This is a genomic window from Dyella sp. 01N36 (assembly GCF_056399745.1).
The window spans coordinates 1-22,090 of the sequence record NZ_JBFTRY010000019.1 but is presented as its reverse complement, the minus strand read 5'-3'; the positions used below and the strand labels follow the sequence as shown (position 1 = coordinate 22,090).

Genomic DNA, 22,090 nt, shown 5'->3' with positions numbered 1-22,090 from the left:
CAAGGACCGGGCGCGCCCGACCTCGGCAGGTCGAACGCCGCACGTCCTTGCCTGTGCAGACGCCACGTACCGCGGGAACGTGGGCACGATGCCAACCACGACTCCCTGCGATGGCCAAGACCAGACAGCGCTCCATTTGGCAACACAACACGTCGCTGTTTCGACGTGTCGCCGCTGAATTTGGCCGCGACGACAAATTGCTTGCCGCACTTCCTCGACTGGCGCTCTCCGACCCCGATCCATCAGTGCGGCGAGCCGCCCTATCGCGCTGCGCTGATCTTGCAGTCGCCCAGGAAGCTTCGTACACCGAAACCGATCCGGAGAATCGCGCGCATGCCCGCGCCCTCTACTTCTCCTTGATGGCCGGCACCCACGAGCAAGCTCCCGAATTCGCCACCCGCCTGCGGCTGGTCGAGGTGCAAACCGATCGGGCGCTGATTCTGCATGTGGCGATCTACAGCCCGGAACCGGACTTGCGCCAGCTTGCGCAACAACGGCTGGAGAGCGACCGCTTTGCGGGAACCAGAGAAGTGATCGCGGATCTGGGCTTGTCCGACCCCATCTTCAACAAGGTCCGCTCCCGCGTGGTGCTGCGTCGTGCGATTGTCACGGCGGCCTGCGAAATTGAACGCGCCCTGGCCGCCCATGACGCCAAGCAGGCGCTCACCTGGACCGACGCCATGGAACGCTTTGTCGGCGATTGGCCGGCGCGCTGGCCATTGCCGCATTACGTGGCGCGCGTGAGCGGACTGTTGCAGCAGGCGTTGTTCAGCCCGCCAGTGCCGACGATCACTCCGCCGCCGCTGCAGGACACGTATTTTCCGCCGCTGAGATTCAATCTGGCACACGGCGCCATCCACCCGACATGACTACACGTGGTCGCATGTTCAATCGCAAACGCCCGACACAAGTTGCACACACCCTCGCCACCAGCCTGATCGCTCACGGAACCCGCATCACGGGTGACGTCAACTTCGAGGGCAGCTTGTTCCTCGAGGGTGAGATCGATGKGCAAATCATGGCGACCGAGCCAGGCGCCCTGCTGACGATCGGCGAGCAAGGCCTCGTGCAGGGAGATATACGTGTCCCGGCGGCGATCATCCATGGCAGCGTCTGCGGGGATGTATACGCGATGGAACGGCTCGAACTGGCAGCGACAGCTCGCGTTTCCGGCAACGTTTGCTATGGCTCGATCGTGGTGATCGCTGGCGCGCAGATCGATGGCCGACTGCAGCATTGCGCTTCGCGCAGCGATGCCGGCACTGCGTTGCCTGCTGCGCCCGCCAACGCGATAGCGGTTGCCGTCCCGGAAATCACCGCCGGTTTCAGCGAAGCCGGCGAAGCAAGCTCGCCCCCCTCGCTCATCGCTCACGCGAGCGACTCATCCATGCATGGCACTGAGGCGACCGGGCTCAATTCCCTATCGGATAGGCGATCGCGCAAGCGCAACCGACACGATACGAGCAAGCACAACGCCTGATACGACTTGCCCCGCTCGAAGGCGGGGCAAGGCTTCAACGCTACACGACTTGCGATGGGCTCAGCCGACTCGAGGCTCGGACTTCAACGCCGTGACCAGCACTTCAACGCGGCGGTTCGCGGCAAGGCAGGCAATCAAGGCGCTGCGTTCGGTCAGGGCGCAAGCCTCCACCGGATTGCGCTTGCCGCGACCTTCGGCCTGGATCAGGCGACTGTCCACGCCGTGCGAGACCAGATAGTCCTTCACCGTGTCGGCCCGCTTCTGCGAAAGCGCATCGTTGTAGGCATCGCTGCCCAGACGGTCGGTGTAACCGATCACGCGCACGCTTTGCACCTGGCCCGCATGCACGATGATGCCCTGGGCGAGCTGGTCAAGCTTGGCGCGACCTTCGGCCGACATATCCGACAGTCCCGCCCGATCGAATGCAAACAGCGCATCCGAGCCCAGCGTGAACCGCTCGGTGTTGATGACGGAAGCCACGACGACCGGCGGGGGCGCCGGCGCTTTGGCCACCTGCTGGAAGCGCGCACACTCCTCGGGCAGCCAGTAGAAGCGTTGCGCCAACTTGTCGGTGTCGAACAAAACCTTGAACTGGCAAGTCACCACGTGATCACTCTGCGCCGGTTCGCGGAAGTTGAAGACGTAGTTCCACTCGCGCACGCCCCATATACCCTCGCTGAAATGGGGGTAGCCAATCAGATCGCTGACCTGTTGCTTGTTCAGGCCCGCGTGCACGCGGATCAGGTTGTCGAGGTTGGGAAAGGTTCCGCCCTTGTGCAGCGGCGTAGTGTCGTCGATGTGCGGCCAATTGATGGAGTCGGCAGACTGACCATCCGCGTGGACGTTGCGACTCACATTGCCGCAGGCCGCCAGTGCGAACGCGGCCGCCAGCAAGAGTGGCGCGAGCTTGAAGAACTTGTTGATGTACATGTTTTTTTTTGCAAGCCTTTATGTCGATGAATACAAGAGCCATGAAGATCCCTCTGCCGCGACGACAGAGGGATCTTCATGGCCAGTCCTTACCAGGCCATGCCCGCGCCCACACCCACGCCCAGGCCGTCCTGCTGCGAGCCGGTCGCACTGGCCTTGAGGATGTAGCGACCACTCTCAGTGATCGTGGACAGGCCGACCGAAATCGCGTTCTGCCCGTGGTAATTGCCGATGCCCACGCCCACGACGCTTTGATTGGGCTGATAGGCCTGCGGAATATTGGCCGTTGCCAGCGCGGAAGCCGTACCGGCATAAGCACGCTTGCCCATCTGGTTGATCTGCTGGTCGGTGTAGTTCTTTGCCCAGTTCTGCGTACTGACCACCGCGTCATTGAGCTGTCCCACATTCACCGCATCCGTGGTCGCCGTTCCCGCCTGCACGTTGTGGATGCTGGCGCCGCCACCATTCGGATTAAGGGTGACCGCGTTGTAGTTGATGGAGCCGTCGCTGTTGACGTCGTACTGCACGCCACCTGCCTGCGCTGCCTTCAACTGACTCACGTTCACCGCATCCGTGCCCTGCGAACCCGCAGCAACATTCGTGATCTGACGCTCGTTGCCCGACGAACCCATCGACACCGCGTTGGCTCGATCGGCGACAGAGGCATTGCCGATAGCGACGCTGTTGTTGGCGCTCGCTTGCGAGCCATTACCCAGCGCCAGGCTGTTGTCACCCGAGGCCGTTGCACCTGCACCGCCTGCGGCCGAGTTGTTGCCGGTGGGCGTCGGGGTCGGCGCCTTCTGGTCGGTGCTGGTCTGGAACATGCCGGCCTGTCCCGTGCTGATGTTGGTGATATCGCCGGCAATGTGGTTGACCGTGTTCTCGACGGTGGTCACGCGGCCATCGATCTTGTCGACTGCCTGGTTGGTCGCATACAGCTGCGAGCCATTCACTGCGTCGGTGCTGGTGGACGAGAGCGTGCCCGCCGCCACGTTGGTGATGGTGCGCTCCTGCCCCGCCGCGCCCACGCTCACCGTGCCGGTGGGATTGGCGCCGGCAAAGGTGTAGTTGTCACCGGCGATGGTGGCGCCCGACGTTCCCTTCACTGGCCCCGTCGTCGAGTTCGCACCCAAGGCCACGCTGTTATTGGTGCTTGCCTTCGCGCCATTTCCGATGGCCACACTGTCGGCGCCGGTACTTACCGCCTGGGGGCCGACGGCTACCGAGTTCGACCCAACTGCCTGCGAGTCGGCCAGCGACGAATTGGCATGGAAGTACTTGATACCGCCGCCACCGTTGATGGTGTTGATCGTACCGTTGAGCACGTCCACCGCCTGGTTGGTGGCATACAGCTGCGAACCATTGACGGCATCGGTGCTGTCGCCGGAGAGCTGCCCGGCAGCGACGTTGGTGATCTGACGTTCGTTGCCCTTGCTGCCCACGCTCACCACGCTGGTGGGGTTGGTACCGGCGAATTGGTAGGTCTGCCCAGCCACGGTGACGCTGGAGATCGGATTGCTCCTGGAGGTGACCGAGCCTGCACCCAGTGCCACGTCGTTGTCGTTGTTGGCCTGGGCGTTGCTGCCCATGGCCGTGGACGATGCGCCGATGGCCTTGGCGCCCACGCCCGCGGCGATGGCATTGGCACCGGTGGCGCCATCGTTGTTGTAGTTGCCGCCCTGCGTACCGCTGTCGTTGACGCTGTAGTAATGCGTCTTGGCGCCATTCACCGTGGTGGTGAGCTGGCTGACGTTCACCGCATCAGACGGTGCCGTGCCGGCGGTGACATTGGTGATCTTCGTGCCACCCGCATCGATGCCGTTGACGGTGATACTGGGACCACCGGTGATCACTACACCGTTGGTGTCGATGATGGTGTTGCCGGTGGTCACGCTGGTGAATTCCGGCTTGTCGGTCATCTCGATCTGCAGGACACCGTTCGCATCCACCTCAGTCCTGAGGTTGTCACCAACATAGGTGCCGGCCGTAGTGCCCTTGCCCTGGATCGACATGGTGTCGCCCAGTTTCTTCTGCACCGTGCCGGTGTTGCCGGCAAAGCTCAGCGGMGTATCGGCCAGGTCATCGAGCTGCGACTTGTTCACCGCATCGCTGGGCGCCACGCCGTCCGCGACATTGGTGATCTTGGTGCCGCCGGTCTTGCTCACCGGATCGTAAGTAGGACCGCCCAGCGTGACGCTGTCGTGCGCGCCGGTGTCGTAAATCACGGCATCGGCGGTGGCGCCCTTGAGCTGTGCCACGTTCACCGCATCGCTGTCGGCCGTACCGGCGGCCACGCCGGTGATCTGGCGGAACTTATTGCTGGCCGCATCACCCACGCTGACGCCACCGAGCGTGCTCGCGGTGGCATTGATCGCTGCCGTCTGCGCTGTGGTCGCCGTTACCGGCACATAACCAGCGATGCCTGCTGCCGTATTTGCCACCGACTTGCTGCCGATGGCCACACCATCGGCCACCAAAGCCTTGGCGCTATTGCCCAGCGCGATCGAACTGTCGGCGCTGGCGGTGGCGCCGTAGCCGCCGGCCAGCGTCCTGGCACCGGCCGCATTCGCCCCAAATCCCACGGCCGTGCTACCGAAACCCGTGGCGCTGGTGGTCGATCCCAAGGCAGTCGCCGTGTCGGAAAGCGCTTGAGCGTTCGCACCCACGCCGGTCGTCATCAGACCGATCGACACGGAACCATCACCCACCGCAACCGACGACGTGCCGGACGCACTCGCATTGGGACCGACGGCCACTGCCGAGTTGCCAGCCGCCCCGGCGCTCATGCCTGCGGCCAAGGCGTTCGTGCCGGTGGCGCCGTCGTTGTCGTAGTTGCCGCCCTGTACGGCGCCATCGTTGACGCTGAAATAGTGCGACTTGGCACCATTCACCGCAGTGGAAAGCTGGTTGACGTTCACTGCATCCGTGAGCGCCGTACCTGCGGCAACATTGCCGATCTTCTGTCCGCCGGCATTGATGCCGTTGGCGGTCATGCTGGGACCACCCGTGATCACCACACCGTTGGTATCGATGGTGGTGTTGCCCGTCGTGACGCTGGTGAACTCCGGCTTGTCGGTCATCTCGACCTGCAATGCGCCGCTCGCGTCCACCTCGGTCCTGAGGTTGTCGCCGACGTAGGTGCCGGACGTGGTGCCCTTACCCTGGATCGACATGGTGTCGCCCAGTTTCTTCTGCACCGTGCCGGTGTTGCCAGCGAAGGTCAGCGGCGTATTGGCCAGATCGTCCAGCTGCGACTTGTTCACCGCATCGCTTGGGGCCACGCCGTTGGCGAGATTGGTGATCTTGGTGCCGCCGGCCTTGGTGACCGGGTTATAGGCGGGACCGCCAAGCGTGATGCTGTCGTGCGCGCTGCTGTCGTAGAGCACGGCATCGGCGGTGGCGCCCTTGAGCTGGGCAACGTTCACTGCATCGCTGTCCGCCGTACCTGCGGCCACGCTGGTGATCTGGCGGAACTTGTTGGTCGCGGCATCGCCCACGCTGACCGCACCGAGCGTGCTCTTCGTCGCGTTGATAGCCGCGGCCTGCGCCGCCGTCGCCGTGGCTGGCACGTAGCCGGCGATGCCCGCTGCCGTGTTGGCTGCTGACTTGCTGCCGAGGGCGACGCCATCGGCGACCAAGGCCTTGGCACTATTGCCCAAGGCAGTCGAATTATCACCGCTGGCGCTGGTGCCATAGCCGGAAGCCAAGGCACGGGAACCGGCCGCATTCGCGCCGTAGCCCACGGCGGTACTGCCGAATCCGGTGGCACTGGTGGTTGATCCCAACGCGGTGGCGGTGTCGGCGATCGCCTGCGCGCCCGCGCCCACGCTGGTGGTCATCAGACCAGTGGAAACCGAACTGTCGCCCATGGCGATCGCGGAATTGCCGGAAGCGCTCGCGTCGGTGCCGACGGCCACGCCCGAGCTGCCGGCAGCGCTCGCGCCAACACCTGCCGCAAGAGCGTTTGCTCCGGTCGCACCGTCGCTGTTGTAGTTGCCGCCCTGCACACCGCTATCGTTGACGCTGTAATAGTTGGCCATCAGGGCCAGGCCAGCCTTGAGCCCGGAGCCCGTGGCCGACATGGCAGGTGCGGAGAGTCCGCCGACCAACAAGGCGCCTGCAATGGCAAGACTCAGCTTGGCCGATCCCGGCTTCTTGTGGCCCTTGGCCAACTCAGAAGCGACCACGAAGCACTGCTTCTGGGCATCCCAAACGACGTTATAGATTTTGTTCACGACAAGTCCTTTCCAGCGAACGAAGGCAGCAACGTAAAATCGCCGCCATGCTAGAAATCACTTGAACTTGAACAAATAAGGCGCGCTCTCAAATGCACTTCAGTCGATTTCTCTACCGAGAGAAAAAGTCCGACTTTTCATTGCACTTGCTTGCGGTGTCAGCGAGCGACCACAAGCAGTCGGCCTGCACGCTGTCGCTTAGATGAGTGCACGGATGAGAGGTAACTCGCTCGAGCCGACAAACGCCGCCCAAAAAAATACGGCGATGCATGAGCATCGCCGTTCGTCACACTTCCCCTGCATGGGAACTACTTGAGACAAACCACAGACAGACGCCGCGGGTTTTCACCCCGCGGCGTCGTGTTGATTACATCGCCTTCTTGGCCTTGGTCAGCAGCTGATCGAGCAGCGCGATGGCCAGGTCGATTTCTTCGTGCGTGATGTCCAGCGACGGCGCGAAGGTGATCACGTTCTTGTACCAGCCACCCACGTCGAGCACGAGGCCGATCTTCTTGCCGTTGTGCTCCAGGTCGCCGGCCAGGCCGATGTCGACCATCTTGTCGAGCAGCGCCTTGTTCGGCGTGAAGCCGTCGTCGGTGCAGATCTCGGCGCGCATGGCCAGGCCGAGGCCGTCGACGTCGCCGATTTCCTTGTGGCGCTTCTGCAGGTCGCGCAGGCCTTCGAGGAAGTGCGCACCCTTCTTCGGCACGCTGGTCTCGTAGTCCAGCTCGTAACCCATCTTGATCACTTCCAGACCCAGCGCGGTGCCGAGCGGGTTGGAGTTGAAGGTGGAGTGGGTGGAGCCCGGCGGGAAGATGGTCGGGTTGATCAGCTCTTCGCGCGCCCACAGGCCGGACAACGGGTTCAAGCCGTTGGTCAGCGCCTTGCCGAACACGATGATGTCCGGCGTCACGCCGAAGTGCTCGATCGACCACAGCTTGCCGGTGCGCCAGAAACCCATCTGGATTTCGTCGACCACCATCAGGATGCCGTACTGGTCCAGCACCTTCTTCAGATCCTTGAAGAAGTTCATCGGCGGCAGCACGTAGCCGCCGGTGCCCTGGATCGGCTCGACGTAGAACGCGGCGTACTCAGCCTGATTGACCTTGGGATCCCACACGCCGTTGTATTCGGTTTCGAACAGGCGCGCGAACTGGCGCACGCAGGCGTCGGAATATTCTTCCGGCGTCATGCCCTTGGGGCGACGGAACGGATACGGGAACGGCACGAACATCGCGCGCTCGCCGAAGTGGCCGAAGCGGCGACGGTAGCGGTAGCTCGACGTGATCGACGAAGCGCCCAGCGTGCGACCGTGGTAGCCGCCCTCGAAGGCGAACATCAGGCTCTTGCCGCCGGTGTAGTTGCGCACCAGCTTGAGCGAGTCTTCCACCGCCTGCGCACCGCCGACGTTGAAGTGCACGCGGCCCTTCAGGCCGAACTTCTGCTGCGCGTCGACGGCAATGGTCTTGGCCAGCTCGATGCGGGTCTGGTGCAGGTACTGCGAAGCCACCTGCGGCAGCACGTCGATCTGGTTCTTCAGCGTGTCGTTCAGGCGCTTGTTGCCGTAACCGAAGTTCACGGCCGAGTACCACATCTGCAGATCCAGGAAGCGCGTGCCGGCGGTGTCGATCATCCAGCTGCCTTCGCCATGGCGGAAGATCTTCGGCGGATCGACGTAATGCACGGTATCGCCAAAGGAGCTCCACTGGGCCTCATCGGCCAGCAGCTGGGCGTCGGGAATAACGACGCCAGCGGCGTTCTTGTCGTATGCGTTCATCAGGAAATCCGGAATAGATCAGAAAGGGGTGGAACGGGCGAGGCCCGTTCAGGGGATCGTGACGGCCACGGCCGGTTCGCCCGGCGTGTGTTCGGCCAGCAGGCTGCCGTCGAGCAGACGGGGCAGCAGCTCCAGCGCATCCTCGAAGCCGGTGATCGGCACATAGGGGATGCCGGCGGCGCGGCAGTGCTCGATCAGGCGATGCTTGGCGAACACGAAATCGACGCGGTCGGCTGCGCAGAAGTCCGAGGCGCCGTCGCCGATCAGCAGGGTCTTGGTGCCGGTCTTGGCGGCCTGGGCAGCCACGGCGCACTTGCACGTGCCGCTGCGGCAACCGTCCGCCTGGAACGGCGAGGTCAGCTGCCACTGACGCGGCGGCGTGGCCGGAGCCAGGTGGTTGGCGGCCAGCGGCAGATCGTCCAGGCCGTAACGGCCAAGGATCTTGTGGATGGCGTAGTCGAGGCCGTCGCTCACCACCCGCAGCGGGGTCGACAATTCGCGCGTCCTGGCCACGAAGGCCGGGAACGCGTGGTCGATCCACAGCGAGGAGAGATGCTTGTCCAGCGCTTCCTGGGTCATGTCCAGCAGACCCACCTGCCCGGTCATGCATTCGCGCGAGCCGATGCGGCCGGCACGCCAGTCCTGCTCCAGCGTTTCCCAGCCGGGACGGCCGAAACGGTCGAGCAGGGAGTCGATCACGTCCTCGACGGAAATGGTGCCGTCGAAATCGCAGAGGATGGTCCAGCCTGTCACTCGGTGAAGCTCCGCCAATGCAGTGTGATGACAAGACTAGAAAGACACCCCTTTCGGCCCCCTTTCTTGCCGAAAGTTGCTGCGTAAAAACGGGTATTCTGGTGTCGGCCGTCAATAAGCTAGTTGAAGGCTTGCTCCGGTATGCTAGGGAACTCCCTGTCGTGCCGTTGCTCAAATCTCAGGAACTTCGTGCTTCAGCGTCGAAACAACCCGGATCTGCCGAACATGGAAGCTGCGCCTCGCCGGGATCGCCGTCCATTGATCAGTGCCTTGCTGGCGTGTGGACTTGCGCTGGTGGCCGGCTGCTCGGTGGCCCCGTTGCCCGAACTCAAGCCGCCCGTCCCCGAGACCTGGCGCAATGCGCCGGCCGGCGTGGCGCCGCCCTCCGCCGACCTCAAGGGCTGGTGGACCGCGCTGGGTGACCCCGAGCTGGACGCCCTGATCGATCGCGCCCTGCAGAACAACCTGGACGTGGCCCAGGCCGCCGAGCGCCTGCGCGCCGCGCGCACCCTCAACCACCACGCCCACGATCCCTACCTGCCCAACCTGCACGGGCGCACTAACGACCTGATCGATCCGGACACCACGGCTTCGTATTTCGTGGTCGGCTTTGATGCCGTGTGGGAGCTTCCGCTGTTTGGCGCCTGGCAAAGCAGCAAGCGCGCGGCCCAAGGCCAGGAGAACGGCGCGGCGGCCGCCTTGCGCGGTGCGCAGGTGTCCCTGGTGGCCGAAGTCAGTCGGCGCTGGATCGAACTGCGCTCGGCCCAGGAGCAGGCCCGCCTGCTCACGGCCATCCGCGATGCCCAGCAGCAAAAGCTGCAGCTGGTGCAGGTGCGCGAACAACTGCGGCTGGTGGCGCCAGTCGAGGTCGCCAAGACCCAGGCTGAACTCGCCCGCGCCGAGGCCGCGCTGACCGAACCCCAGCAGGYCATCAACGCCTGCGTGCAGCAGCTCGCCCTGCTGCTGGGACAGCCCGAACCCGATCTGGCGTGGCTCACGCCCGGTCCACAACCGCGCCTGGGTGCCTGGCAGCTCACCACCGCACCGGCCGACATGCTGCGCGCACGTCCTGAAATCGCCAGCGCCGAAGCCGAAGTGCTGCGCGCCGCCGGCGAGTTGGGCATGAGCCGCGCGGACATCTATCCACATATCGGCCTGGGCGCGTCGCTGCAATGGTCGACCAATATTCTGTCCAACTATCGCGCGCACACCGGCGAAGCCATTTCCTCGTTCGGCCCGATCATCGATGTGCCCTTGTTCGACTGGGGGCAGCGCGTGGCCGCGGCACACGCCAAGGATCATGAGCTGAAGGCCGCCGTCTACGCCTATCGCCAGGCCGTGCTGCAAGGCGTGGCGGAAGCGGAAACGGCGATGGGCGACCTGGAGCAGTCGCGCACACGCGAGGACGCCACGCAGCGCGCCAGCGTGGCGCTGGACAGCAGCATCACCGCCCTGCGCAAGCGCGAGGAACTCAACCTGGGCAGCAAGCTCGACGTGCAGGAAGGCCTGATCGAAAACCAGCGTGCACAGCTTGAACTGGTCAGCGCCATTGCCGCGCGCGACCTCGCCTATGTCTCGCTTTACAAGGCCCTGGGTGGCGCAGCGATGCCCAACCCGCCGATGCCCAACCCGCCGCCTTCCGACGCACCCGTCGCAAAGGGCACGGACTGATGGTCGCGCTGGCACGTAAAACCCTGATCTACGAATGGCGCCGCTTTCTGCCGGCGATCCTCGCTGTCGGTTTCGCCGGCCTGCTGCAATTGCTGCAGGCCGCGCTGGTGCTCGGCATCTTCGGCAGCGCCAGCGTCTACATCACCGGTTCGTCGGCCGATTTGTGGGCCGGCTATCCGGGCACGCAGAGCGTGAACCTCGGCCGCTCGATTGATTCGGGTGTGGAAATGCGACTGCGCATGGATTCGGCCGTCACCGCGGTGGAACCGTTCCACTGGGTCGATGCCGACTGGCGTGGCCCCAGTGATACGGGCGGCGTGTCGGTATTCGTGTCCGGCATCAATGCACGTCCCGACGGCATGTTGTTCGCGCATGCGCTGCCACCCGCCTTGCGTGCACGCTTGAACGAGCCTGATGCGGTGATCGTCGATCGCGCCGATCTGGACAGCCTCGGCGTGAAGGTAGGCGATAGCGCCGTCATCAACGGCCATCGCGTGCGTGTGGTCGGCGTGAGCAGCGGTCTGCGTGCGCTGGGTGGCGTGAACGTGGTGGCTTCGCTGGCCACGGCGGCCGAACTCGATACCGATCCATCCAATGCCAATCGCATGACGTATTTCGTGGCGAAGCTGCGCGACCCGGCTGCAGCCGACGATGTCGCGGCGCGCTTGCGCGGCAATGGTGCGTTCGGCAAGTACGACGTGTGGACCGCGCAGGATTTCGCCCGTCGCTCGCAGCTCTATTGGATGTTCGATACCGGCGCCGGCGCGGGCGTATTGTTCCTTGCTGGCATCGTGTTCCTGGTTGGCGCCGTGATCACCAGCCAGACCCTGGTCGCTGCAGTGATCGGTTCGGTGCGCGAATACGCCACGCTCAACGCCCTGGGCGTCGGCGTCGGTGCACTGCGTCGTGTCGTGATGGAACAGGCCTTCTGGGTGGGCGCGCTGGGCCTGGTCGGCAGCACCGTGCTCGGCGCCATCGCGCTGGCCATTGCGCGCAGCCGCAGCGTGCCGGTGGCGCTCGATCCGTGGACCACGCTGGCCTGCCTCGCGCTGGGCATGGGCCTGGCCATCGTCTCCGGTCTGGCCGCCATGCGCAGCTTGCGCCGCGCCGATCCCGCCACCTTGCTGAGGTAAGCGATGAGCGCGCAGCCACAGGCCATGCCCACGGTGTCGTTGCAGGCACGCAACGTCACCAAATCGTTCTCGTCGGGACCGATCCACCACACCGTGCTGCACGACCTCACGCTGGACGTGCACGCCGGCGAACTCACCCTCATCTCCGGACCTTCCGGCTGCGGCAAGAGCACGCTGCTCGCCATCCTGAGCGGCCTGCAGGCAGCCGACAGCGGCCATGTGATGGCGCTGGGACAGGACCTGGGCGTGCTCGGCATGCGCGAGCTCGAGCGCTTCCGTCTGCTGCACACCGGTTTCGTGTTCCAGGGTTTCAATCTTTTTCCGGCGCTCAATGCGCTGGAACAGGTGGAATTGCCGCTGAGCTATCTCGGCCTGGCACCCGRCGAAGCGCGCCGTCGCGCGGTGGCATCGCTGGAAGAAGTGGGCATGGGCCCGCGCATGGAGCTGCGCCCTTCCGAACTCTCCGGCGGCGAAAAGCAGCGCGTCGCGATTGCACGCGCGCTCGCCAAGGAGCCGGGCCTGTTGTTTGCCGACGAGCCCACCAGCGCGCTCGATGCCGCGAACGGGCAGATCGTCATCGATATGCTTCACCGCATCGCACGCACGCACGGCACCACCGTGTTGTGCGTCAGCCACGATCCTCGACTGGTTGGCCACGCGGACCGCGTGCTCGCCATGGAAGATGGCCGTATCCTTAGTGACCGTGTGCCCTCTGCGACATTGACGTCGGGGCACGAGGACCCTTCTGCATGACCTTGCGCCCGCTACATTCCCTGCTTGCCCTGGTGCTGGTGGCACCCGTGCTGGCTGCCTGCTCGCATGACGACAGCGGCAAGTCGACGTCGTCCACCGCACCCACTGCCACGTATGCGGCGGTGGCGCGCGGCCGTGTCGATATCGAAGGCGGCCTGCTCAAGCTCAGCATGCCGCGCGAAGGCGTGGTGGCCGACATCAAGGTCCGCGAAGGCGACCATGTGAAAAAGGGCCAGGTGTTGGCCGTGCTCGACACCAAGCCTGCGCAGCTTGCCGTGAGCGCGGCCGAAGCCGAACAGAAACAGGCGAGGGCCCAAGGCAGCTCGTTGGAAGCGCGCCTGAAGGCAGCACAGCAACGCGCCACGCGCCTGCAGGCAGCGGCGGCAGCCGGGGCTGGCGATGGGCAGAGCGCCGATGACGCCAGGGATGCCGCCACCCAGCTGCAGGGCGAACTCGACAATGTGCGCGCCGCCGACGCCATGGCTGCGCAGAAACTGGAAGCGGCGCGCTATGAGCTGGCGCAGCGCAGCCTCGTTGCGCCCGTGGACGCACAGATTGTCGAGCGCGACATCCAGCCCGGCGCCACGGTATCGCCGCAAGGCGGCGCGGCCTTCGTGCTGCTGCCCGAAGGCGCGCGCATCGTGCGTGCCGAACTCAACGAATCGTTTGTGAGCGCCGTGCACGAAGGCATGCATGCCCAGGTCGTTGATGACAGCGGCAGCGGCGTGCCGACGCTGGGCGCGCATGTGCAGCGCATCGGCACCGTGTTCGGTCCCAGTGCGCTCGAGGAAGATCCCCTCATTCGCGCCAACACGCGAACCGTCGAATGCGTGCTGGTGTTCGATGAAACGCCGCCGCCGTCGCTGCGCATCGGCCAGCGTGTGATCGTTCAGTTCGGCGACAACGCAGGCGCGCGCGCCAAACCTGGCGCGTGATCCGGATCGGCATGCTGCTGCGCCGTGTTGCCGCCAGTGCGCTGCTGTCCGGCTGCGCGTTGTGCTCGATCGCCAGCGCGGACGACGCGACCGAAGGCCCCAACATCATTCTCGGCGCGGGCGTGCAGCGCATGCCGGCCTGGCTCGGCTCCAGCGATCATCGCAACCAGGCCGTGCCTTATATCGATGCCGAGCTGCCCTGGCATATCACGCTGTCGACGCTCGATGGCCTCACCGTGGATTTCATCCATAGCGGCAAGTGGCGCGGCGGACTTTACGGCAACTACCTGTGGGGCCGCGACCGCGACGAACTCGGCCCCAGGCTGGGCGGCATCGTCGAGTCGCTATCGCCGCGCATCAACGGCGGCGGTTATCTGGAATACCAGGCCACCACGCAGTTCAGCCTGGGCGGCAATCTGGCGCACGACACGCAAGGCGCCGGCGCCTATCTCAACGTGTATGCGGACTACGACCTGCCCGTCATCGGTTATCTCAACCACAGCCTGGAGCTGCAATGGCAGGCGATGAACGGGCCGGCGATGCGTCGCTTCTTTGGCGTATCGCCCGATCAGGCCAGCAAGCTTGGCGTATCGCCATGGTCACCGAATGCCGGCGGCCAGCAGATCTCGCTCGAATACGACGCGTATATGCCCACCAGCATGCACACTGGCTTTGCCGTGGCGATCAATTACACGCGCTTGCTGGGCGATGCATCCGGCAGCCCGCTGGTGCGCAGCTATGGCTCGGCCAATCAGCTCACCACCACGTTGGCCTTCGTCTACCGTTTCTAAACCGGGAACAAGCGCTCCCCTTCAACGATCGTCGCGCGTCCAGATCTGGCCATCCACTTCATGCACCGGGAAACTGGCGATCGGTTCGTACGCGGGCGGACAGGTGACGGCGCCCGTGCGCACATCGAAGCGCGCACCGTGACGCGGGCACTCCACTTCGAAACCGTGCACCTCGCCGCCGGCGAGGTCGCCGCCATCGTGGCTGCAGACGTCTTCGATGGCGTAGAGATCGCCGTCGATGTTGTAGACGGCGATGGCCGTGTCGCCATCCCACACCACCTTGAATTCGCCCGGCAACATCTCGCTGCGCGTGCCCACGAAGATCCAGTCGGCGAGATTCATGCGAACACCTCGCCCAACGGCTTGCTCATGCACACGAAATGCAGGTCGTCGCGGCGCGGCAGGCCGCAGCGCTCGTCGCCATAGGGAAACGGCAACGTTTCGCCGGTGAGCTGGTAACCCCGGCGTTCGTACCAGGCGATCAGTTCGGCACGCTGCACGATCACCGTCATGCGCATGGCCGGCACCTGCCACGAGGCGTGCGCCACGCGCTCGGCTTCGGCCAGCAGGGCCCGGCCGATGCCGCCCATCTGCAGCTGGGGATTCACCGCAAACATGCCGAAGTACCCGGCCCCGCCCTGCCGTTCGATATGACAGCAGGCGAGCAGGACGCCATCGCGTTCGGCCAGCAAGATCTTGCTGCCTTCGCGACCGATCAGCTCGGACACGCTTTGCGCATCGGTGCGCTGCCCGTCCAGCAGGTGGCTTTCGGTGGTCCAGCCGCGCTGGCCGGATTCGCCGCGGTAAGCCGATTCGACGAGGGTCACCACGGCCGGCACGTCGGCGGCCGCAGCGGTGCGATAAAGGAGTTCAGACGCAGTCATCATCCCCACATGATACCGCTCGCTGTCGTCATCGCACCGCACAATGACCTTCGACACTGTCGGCTCCCTGACACCCCTGCCTAGCCTGTGGATTGGGGCCGAGCGCCCTGCGTATGACCACGACCGGATGCACGCCATGCATCCCACCAGGGAGAATCCATGAAGAACCGCATTGTGAAACCGCTCGCGCTGGCCGTGGGCCTGGCTCTGTGCACCGGCGCGCTGGCCGCCCCCGGCGGCTCCTTCGACGTGAAGGAACTGGATACCAACAAGAGCGCCTGCAACGACTTCAACGGCTTCGTCAATGCGAAGTGGCTCGCCGCCAATCCGATTCCCGCCGACCGCACGCGCTGGGGTTCGTTCGATGCGCTGCGCGAAGACAGCCTCAACGTGCAGCACAGCATCGTCGACAAGGCCGCCAAGAATGTCGCCAGCGCGCAGCCAGGCTCGATCGAACAGAAGATCGGTTACTTCTACGCCTCGGGCATGGATGAAGCCGCCATCGAAAAGGCCGGCTACGATCCGATCAAGCCGGAGCTTGCGCGCATCGACGCGCTGAAGAACAGCAAGGACGTGGTCGCCTATATCACCGACAGCTACGCCCGCGGCAACCCGGTGACGTTCCGCTTCTTCGGCAACGCGGACTTCAAGGATTCCAGCCGCCAGATCGCCTATGCCAACCAGGGCGGCCTGGGCCTGCCGACGGCCGATTACTACAGCAAGCCGGACTTCGAAAAAATCCGCACCGCTTACGTGGCGCATATCGCGCGCACGCTGCAGCTGGTGGGCGTGAGCGAGGCCGAGGCACAGAAGCAGGCCAAGGCCGTGATGGCGTTCGAGACACGCCTCGCCGCCGCCTCGCTGGTGCCGACCGAACTGCGCCAGCCGGAAAACCGCTATCACTTCGTCAGCATCGCCGACGCCGACAAGGCGACGCCGCACTTCGAGTGGGCCGCCTTCTTCAAGGCCCAGGGCGCGGACGTGAAGGATGGCTTCTCGCTCTCGCAGCCGAAGTATTTCGCCGAGTTCGACAAGATGCTGGCCGACGTGCCCGCCAGCGACTGGCAGGCGTATCTGCGCTTCCATGCGATCGATGAGGCCGCGCCGTATCTCTCCACGCCGTTCCAGCAGGAAGACTTCGCCTTCAACGCGCAGACGCTCAACGGCCAGAAGGAAATGAAGTCACGCTGGAAGCGCACGCTCGACAGCGTGGAAGGCGGCATGGGCATGGCGCTGGGCCAGCTCTACGTGGCGCAGACCTTCTCGCCGGAATCCAAGGCGCGCGCCGAACAGCTGGTGGGCGATCTGCGTGCGGCCTACAAGAACCGCATCGAAAACCTGCCGTGGATGAGCGAAGCGACCAAGAAGAAGGCGCTGGAAAAGTGGGCTACCTTCACGCCGAAGATCGGCTATCCGGACAAGTGGCGCGACTGGGCCGGCCTGACCATTCCCAGCGGCAACAGCTATTTCCAGAACGTCCAGGCCGCCGACAAGTTCAACTACGACTACATGGTCGACAAGATCGGCAAGCCGGTCGATCGCACCGAATGGGGCATGACGCCGCAGACGGTGAACGCGTACTACAACTCGCTGAAGAACGAGATCGTGTTCCCCGCTGCCATCCTGCAGCCGCCGTTCTTCGACGCCAAGGCCGATGACGGCCTGAACTACGGCGGCATCGGCGCCGTGATCGGCCACGAAATGGGCCACGGCTACGACGACCAGGGCAGCAAGTTCGACGCGAAGGGCAACAACGTCAACTGGTGGACCGACGAAGACCGCAAGGCCTTCGAAGCACGCACCGACCGCCTCGCCGACCAGTTCAATCACTACGAAGCGCTGCCGGGCAAGTTCGTCAACGGCAAGCTGACCATGGGAGAGAACATCGGCGACCTGGGCGGCCTCAACGCGGCGTACGACGCGCTGCAGATGGCGCTGGCCCGCAACCCGGCCGAAGCAAAGAAGAAGATCGACGGCTACACGCAGGACCAGCGCTTCTTCCTCAACTGGGGTCGCGTCTGGCGCGGCAGCATCCGCCCGGAAGCGCAGCTCACCCTGCTCAATACCGATCCGCACGCACCTGCGCAGTTCCGTGCCATCGGCGCCCCGTCGAACATGCCGGCCTTTGCACAGGCGTTCCAGTGCAAGGCGAACGATGTGATGGTGCGTTCGGCCGACAAGCAGGTGAAGATCTGGTAACGGCTATCGCCTGGTAAGCGAGCAAAGCGCCGCGGTCATGCCGCGGCGTTTTCGTTGGTGTGGCAAGCTAGTCGCAACATGTCATGCGTATGGCCTATCGAGGAGGCGTTGCCATGAGACATGCCATCACGGCCCTGCTCGCCTGCGCGCTCGCAGCGTGTGCCACGCCACCACCCGCTCCACCCGTCGCGGGCAAGGCCGGCCTCGCCAACCCCGCGTCGACCTATTGCGTGCAGCAAGGCGGGCGGCTCGATCTGCGCAAGGACGCCGCCGGCAACGTCAGYGGCATCTGCGTCTTCCAGGATGGACGGGCGTGCGAGGAATGGGCGCTGTTCCGCGATCACCAATGCGTCGCGCCGAACATGGCCAAGCCCTGACGCCACCGCTTCACATCAGCAGCTTGCGCACCTTGAGCAGCGCGGTCACGAAGGCGTCGATCTCTTCGCGCGTGTTGTAGAGCTTGAACGGGCTCCCGGTGTGGCGCTAACCGCCGGAGGCGAAACCTCCGATATTCGGTTTATCACCGCCATCGAGCAATCGCCGACCGCCTACGTCCTCAGCGGATAGAGGCAGGCGGAAGCACCTTTCGTAGAGCGACTTCAATTGCCATAATCGGGAAAAGCGAAGTACACGGACCAGGCCTTGATCAAACAGGGTCGGCATCTCACGACTGATTAGCCAGACTGCTTTGAGGATGTCGCCGCTTGAGCCGTTCAATGTCACAGGGCAAGGTGCTCCTGGTCTTTGGTACCCGTCCGGAATGCCTCAAGTTGGCAAGCGTCCATCGAGCGCTCAAAGCACTCGGGAGTTGCCATTCGATCGTCATGAACAGCGGCCAGCATGAAGCCGTGGTCGACCGGATCTTGAAGCAATTGGGGATTGATTGTGACATCCGGAAGTCACAGGTGGCAGGCACCTCTCTCTTCGATCATGTTCGCAAACTGAGAGCAAACATCCGCTCTGCGGCCACTGAAATTGGAGCGGATGTTCTGGTAGCCCAGGGCGACACGGCTACCGCTTACGCGGCGGCCATGGCTTCTCGCGATCTAGGCATCCCCCTTGCCCACATCGAAGCAGGACTCCGAACGGATCATCCGCATCATCCTTTTCCCGAAGAGCATTTTCGCAGAAAGATCAGCCGGATCGCGTCGATGCATTTCGCGCCGACGAAATTGGCGGCCACCAATCTTCGCAGTGAAGGCATTTCGCCTTCGCGCATCGTCCGTTCCGGAAATACGATCATCGATCTGTTGCGCGACGAACTGGAAAAGGGGGAAGCGCCGCTCCCCCTTCCCGTTGAACCAGAACAACGCGTTGTCACGCTGACGCTGCATCGCCGTGAAAATCGGGGCCATGGTATTCGTGAGGTCAGCACGGCGCTGAAACGGCTGGTCAGTACGCAACGCGACCTCATCGCCGTCTGTCCCATGCCTGCAAACCCCATGACGCGGACACAACTCTCCCATCATTTGGCCGGGCACGATGGCGTCTTCCTGACTGAATCTCTCGAGTACGCATCCTTCATCGCACTTCTGCGGCGCTCTGCGCTGGTCATCACTGACTCTGGCGGCATACAGGAAGAAGCTCCTCATCTCGGCACCCCCACCCTCATCGTGAGACGGAACACCGAGCGAGTCGAGGAGGCGGCCCTGGGCAGTTCCACCCTCATCAAGGCAATAACAGCGCACGACATCTATCTGGCGGCTCTGCGCATCCTTGCCGCCCCTCGCGCCAATGGCATGCCCTTCACCGAATCATCCCCCAATGGGGACGGCCGCGCGGGCCAGCGTATAGCCGTCCATCTGGCGACATTGGCGCGAGCAGCATCCCCCTTGGAAGAGCCTCAAAGTCATTCTCTCTATGCGCATCAATCCAATTGATACAGCGACCCAGGAAGCCGCCCGGGCTGCCAGCTCACGTCTGCGCAGCTGGCTTCTCCATGGCCCCGCTCAAACGCAAGACGGCGCTCATGCCGGCGGCGTCGCTGGAAGCGTCGACGAGCGGAAGGGCGCGAGTTATATCTATGCCGAGATCTCGGGCTACTACTTACTTTGGTTGGCAGGATTGGGCGATTCGGCTCCCATCCCTCTGGTCGCTGACCGCGCAACCCGCTGCCTGGACTGGATTCAGCGAGAATTCTCAGGCGCTGCCAATCCAGCAACACGCATCCCGTTGCACGATGCACCTGCCGACTGGCGCAATCAGGCTGAATTCTTCTTCGACCAAGCCATGGTGCTACGTGGCGCCCTGGCTATACGAGCACGAAACATCGCTCACGTGAGCGACGAGCTGCTGGCGAACCTGATGTCGAAGTTGTCGCTGTTTACACACGACGGATGCGTCGAAGCGGTTCGTCCGCATACGGATGCAACGTCAGTGCCTGTGCGCTGGTCGACGACATCGGGCCCATTCCTGTTGAAGGCGACTGCTGCCGTCGATCTCGCGACTGACCTCGCCTTCCGGCCTCAATCCTTGCTCGCCGCATGCAGGGCGCATCTTGAACGATGCGGTCATACGGGTTTTTCGGCAATGTCAGACATGCTCCACCCCTCGCTTTATTTCGCGGAGGGACTACTCCGATACGGAGCCCGGGAACGGGAGGCAGCTAGCCAGATCGTTTCGAAGTGTCTGCTCCTGCAGCGAATGGATGGCGCCATGCCGGAGACATTCCCCTCCGACATCGGCGAGGGTGAAAATACCCATCGAAACGACGTGGCGGCACAGGCACTTCGACTCGGACTGTTGCTTGGTCACAAACAAGAAGACCCAGCGAGCGAAGTCCGACTCGAGAAGCTGGCAAGACTCCTGTCCACCAGAGTGGACGCCTTGGGAAGAATCGCTTTCGACTCGGACGCTCAAACCCATGAAGCGAACACCTGGACGGCGATGTTTGCAGAGCAGGCCCTGCGCTGGTACTCCGAACCAGACTCTAATCACCATGTCATGTGCGCCGAGCTCCTCGTATGAGGTCCAGGGCCAGCGGTCTGCGTCACTGGTGGACACAGCCATGGATGTGGCGATTCATCCCCCTTTATATCTGCCTTCGACTGGCCGATTTCCTCGCATCGCGGCCCTCCTCCTGGCCGCGACGCGAAGTACATGGCAGTCACACCCCCGGCCTCAGCGTCGTCATTGCCGAACGCGGTACGCCGGACCTGCTCAAGCAGACACTGGAAGCTCTGAGACGCGCGTGCGCAGAAATCCAAGAGCCATGCCAGGTCATCGTGCTGATCAACGGCGTCAGCCAATCCGACTACACCAGCCTGCAAGAAGAATTCACCGCGGTAACCTGGCGCCACGTACGCGATCCGCTCGGTTACGGACGAGCGATAAGCGCGGGCCTGGAACTGGTAGAGCATGATTGGTGCTATCTGCTCAACAGTGACATGGTTCTGGCCCCCGACGCCCTCAAGCAGATTCTCGCTTATCGCCGGCCCGAGGTATTCGCCGCCGCATCTCAAATATTTTTTGTGGACCAGAAGCGCCGGCGAGAGGAAACGGGCTGGACAGACTTCCACGGCAACACTGGGCACCCGGAAATCTACGATAGAACGCCCGACGATGGCCCGCTCATCCGTGCCCATATTTACGCCGGTGGTGGGTCGTCCCTATATCGAACGGATGTTTTGCGTCGTTATGTCTGCGACGCAAGTGACTATTCGCCGTTCTACTGGGAGGACGCCGATTGGGGCGCCAGAGCCTGGGCAGACGGTTGGCAAGTACTGTTCTGCCCCGACTCGCATGCATATCACCACCATCGCAGCACCATCGGCAAGTACTACGACGATGCGCAGATCGAACGCATCGTCCGCCGCAACGCCGTCTTGTTCGATCTGCGCAATGCTTTGACCGGACACCTCCCTGGCGCGCAACTGCATCGAGTTGCTGCATTGCCCGCAGCGAGTCGTCGCGAGCTCGCCGGAATTGGCGTCGCCCTGCGCGCATTGAAGGCACGACTAGCGGTCGCCAAGGCACGTTCCCGCGGGTTTGCTTATGAACGCCTATGCACGGATGAATGGCACGCCCCCATGCCGCCGGCGAACCACCAGCGACGTCCGCGACTTCTTCTGGTATCGCCGTTTGCTCTGTATCCGCCGGCGCATGGTGGGGCCAGGAGAATTGCAGAGATCATCAGAAGAATATCCCTGCGATTTGACGTGATCCTCCTTTCCGACGAACGATCCTCTTATGGCGAAGATTCGCGCGAGTGGTTCTCGGAACTCTACGCAGTACACCTGGTCGAGGGCCGCGGAGACATCGAGGGCGAAGCTGCCCTTGCCATGACTGACCGAATGAATCGACATGCCTGGCCGGGACTGCGGTCAGAGCTGCGCCGTCTTATGGCGCTTTATTCGCCTGACATCGTGCAGATCGAATTCATGGAACTCGCGCAGCTGGTGGAGGAACGTGATCGTGACTCGCATTGGATTCTGACCTTGCACGATGTCGAACCCGGTAGCTCATCAGCGACTGGCTTTCGGAATGAATTGCTCCCTCAATATGACGGAGTGGTCATATGCACCGATGATGACCGGCGCCTGCTCGATCC

At 63.6% G+C, this 22,090-nt stretch carries 18 protein-coding genes; 12 read left to right on the top strand and 6 right to left on the bottom strand.

What is annotated here, in order from left to right:
- The first annotated feature begins 110 nt into the window (after positions 1-110).
- Both AC1DMG_RS06675 and AC1DMG_RS06670 read left to right on the top strand, forming a co-directional pair.
- Complete coding sequence (locus AC1DMG_RS06675) at positions 111-869, top strand: hypothetical protein (protein ID WP_477178028.1); 759 nt, start codon at positions 111-113, stop codon at positions 867-869.
- Positions 870-883: 14 nt separating this feature from the next.
- Positions 884-1,480, top strand: coding sequence for a bactofilin family protein (locus AC1DMG_RS06670; protein ID WP_477180332.1), 597 nt, complete (start codon positions 884-886; stop codon positions 1,478-1,480).
- 60 nt (positions 1,481-1,540) lie between these two features.
- Here the strand turns inward: AC1DMG_RS06670 and AC1DMG_RS06665 are convergent, their stop codons facing one another.
- The 4 genes from AC1DMG_RS06665 to AC1DMG_RS06650 form a co-directional block, all read right to left on the bottom strand.
- Positions 1,541-2,410 (bottom strand): OmpA family protein, encoded by an 870-nt coding sequence (locus AC1DMG_RS06665; RefSeq protein WP_477178026.1) that lies wholly within the window; start codon positions 2,408-2,410, stop codon positions 1,541-1,543.
- An 89-nt stretch (positions 2,411-2,499) separates the two neighbouring features.
- Complete coding sequence (locus AC1DMG_RS06660) at positions 2,500-6,645, bottom strand: ESPR-type extended signal peptide-containing protein (protein ID WP_477178025.1); 4,146 nt, start codon at positions 6,643-6,645, stop codon at positions 2,500-2,502.
- Between the two features lie 367 nt (positions 6,646-7,012).
- Positions 7,013-8,422, bottom strand: coding sequence for an aspartate aminotransferase family protein (locus AC1DMG_RS06655; protein WP_121878372.1), 1,410 nt, complete (start codon positions 8,420-8,422; stop codon positions 7,013-7,015).
- A 48-nt stretch (positions 8,423-8,470) separates the two neighbouring features.
- Positions 8,471-9,175, bottom strand: coding sequence for an MtnX-like HAD-IB family phosphatase (locus AC1DMG_RS06650; RefSeq protein WP_477175438.1), 705 nt, complete (start codon positions 9,173-9,175; stop codon positions 8,471-8,473).
- 189 nt (positions 9,176-9,364) lie between these two features.
- Between AC1DMG_RS06650 and AC1DMG_RS06645 the strand changes: the two genes are divergently transcribed.
- Genes AC1DMG_RS06645 through AC1DMG_RS06625 form a run of 5 tightly spaced genes read left to right on the top strand, consistent with a single transcriptional unit; the run spans position 9,365 to position 14,458 of the window.
- Entirely contained in the window at positions 9,365-10,846 is a 1,482-nt protein-coding gene (locus tag AC1DMG_RS06645; RefSeq protein WP_477180331.1) for a TolC family protein, read from the top strand.
- Positions 10,846-11,979 carry an ABC transporter permease gene (locus AC1DMG_RS06640; RefSeq protein ID WP_441602639.1) on the top strand — a complete coding sequence of 378 codons (1,134 nt, stop codon included), beginning with the start codon at positions 10,846-10,848 and terminating at the stop codon, positions 11,977-11,979. Before AC1DMG_RS06645 ends, AC1DMG_RS06640 begins: the two co-directional genes overlap by 1 nt.
- Positions 11,980-11,982: 3 nt before the next feature.
- Positions 11,983-12,732 (top strand): ABC transporter ATP-binding protein, encoded by a 750-nt coding sequence (locus tag AC1DMG_RS06635; protein WP_477180330.1) that lies wholly within the window; start codon positions 11,983-11,985, stop codon positions 12,730-12,732.
- Positions 12,729-13,667 carry an efflux RND transporter periplasmic adaptor subunit gene (locus tag AC1DMG_RS06630; protein ID WP_477178022.1) on the top strand — a complete coding sequence of 313 codons (939 nt, stop codon included), beginning with the start codon at positions 12,729-12,731 and terminating at the stop codon, positions 13,665-13,667. Before AC1DMG_RS06635 ends, AC1DMG_RS06630 begins: the two co-directional genes overlap by 4 nt.
- Positions 13,668-13,678: 11 nt before the next feature.
- Positions 13,679-14,458, top strand: coding sequence for a MipA/OmpV family protein (locus AC1DMG_RS06625; RefSeq protein ID WP_477175436.1), 780 nt, complete (start codon positions 13,679-13,681; stop codon positions 14,456-14,458).
- Positions 14,459-14,479: 21 nt separating this feature from the next.
- Here AC1DMG_RS06625 and AC1DMG_RS06620 read toward each other — a convergent pair whose 3' ends face one another.
- A complete protein-coding gene (locus AC1DMG_RS06620) occupies positions 14,480-14,800 on the bottom strand; it encodes a non-heme iron oxygenase ferredoxin subunit (RefSeq protein WP_046970005.1) in 321 nt (106 codons plus the stop codon).
- Complete coding sequence (locus AC1DMG_RS06615; RefSeq protein WP_441602635.1) at positions 14,797-15,345, bottom strand: GNAT family N-acetyltransferase; 549 nt, start codon at positions 15,343-15,345, stop codon at positions 14,797-14,799. The genes AC1DMG_RS06620 and AC1DMG_RS06615 overlap by 4 nt, the downstream gene beginning before the upstream one ends.
- A gap of 156 nt (positions 15,346-15,501) precedes the next feature.
- Between AC1DMG_RS06615 and AC1DMG_RS06610 the strand changes: the two genes are divergently transcribed.
- The 5 genes from AC1DMG_RS06610 to AC1DMG_RS06590 all read left to right on the top strand — a co-directional run.
- Complete coding sequence (locus AC1DMG_RS06610; RefSeq protein WP_477175435.1) at positions 15,502-17,541, top strand: M13 family metallopeptidase; 2,040 nt, start codon at positions 15,502-15,504, stop codon at positions 17,539-17,541.
- Positions 17,542-17,654: 113 nt separating this feature from the next.
- Positions 17,655-17,918: a putative hemolysin gene (locus tag AC1DMG_RS06605; protein WP_477178021.1), complete on the top strand. Its 264-nt coding sequence runs from the start codon at positions 17,655-17,657 to the stop codon at positions 17,916-17,918.
- A 327-nt stretch (positions 17,919-18,245) separates the two neighbouring features.
- On the top strand, positions 18,246-19,421 hold the full coding sequence (gene wecB, locus AC1DMG_RS06600) for a non-hydrolyzing UDP-N-acetylglucosamine 2-epimerase (protein WP_477178020.1): 1,176 nt from the start codon (positions 18,246-18,248) through the stop codon (positions 19,419-19,421).
- Positions 19,402-20,508: a hypothetical protein gene (locus AC1DMG_RS06595; RefSeq protein ID WP_477178019.1), complete on the top strand. Its 1,107-nt coding sequence runs from the start codon at positions 19,402-19,404 to the stop codon at positions 20,506-20,508. Before wecB ends, AC1DMG_RS06595 begins: the two co-directional genes overlap by 20 nt.
- Positions 20,509-20,552: 44 nt before the next feature.
- Positions 20,553-22,090: glycosyltransferase family 2 protein (locus AC1DMG_RS06590; protein ID WP_477180329.1), on the top strand; the 1,538-nt coding region annotated here is incomplete at its 3' end.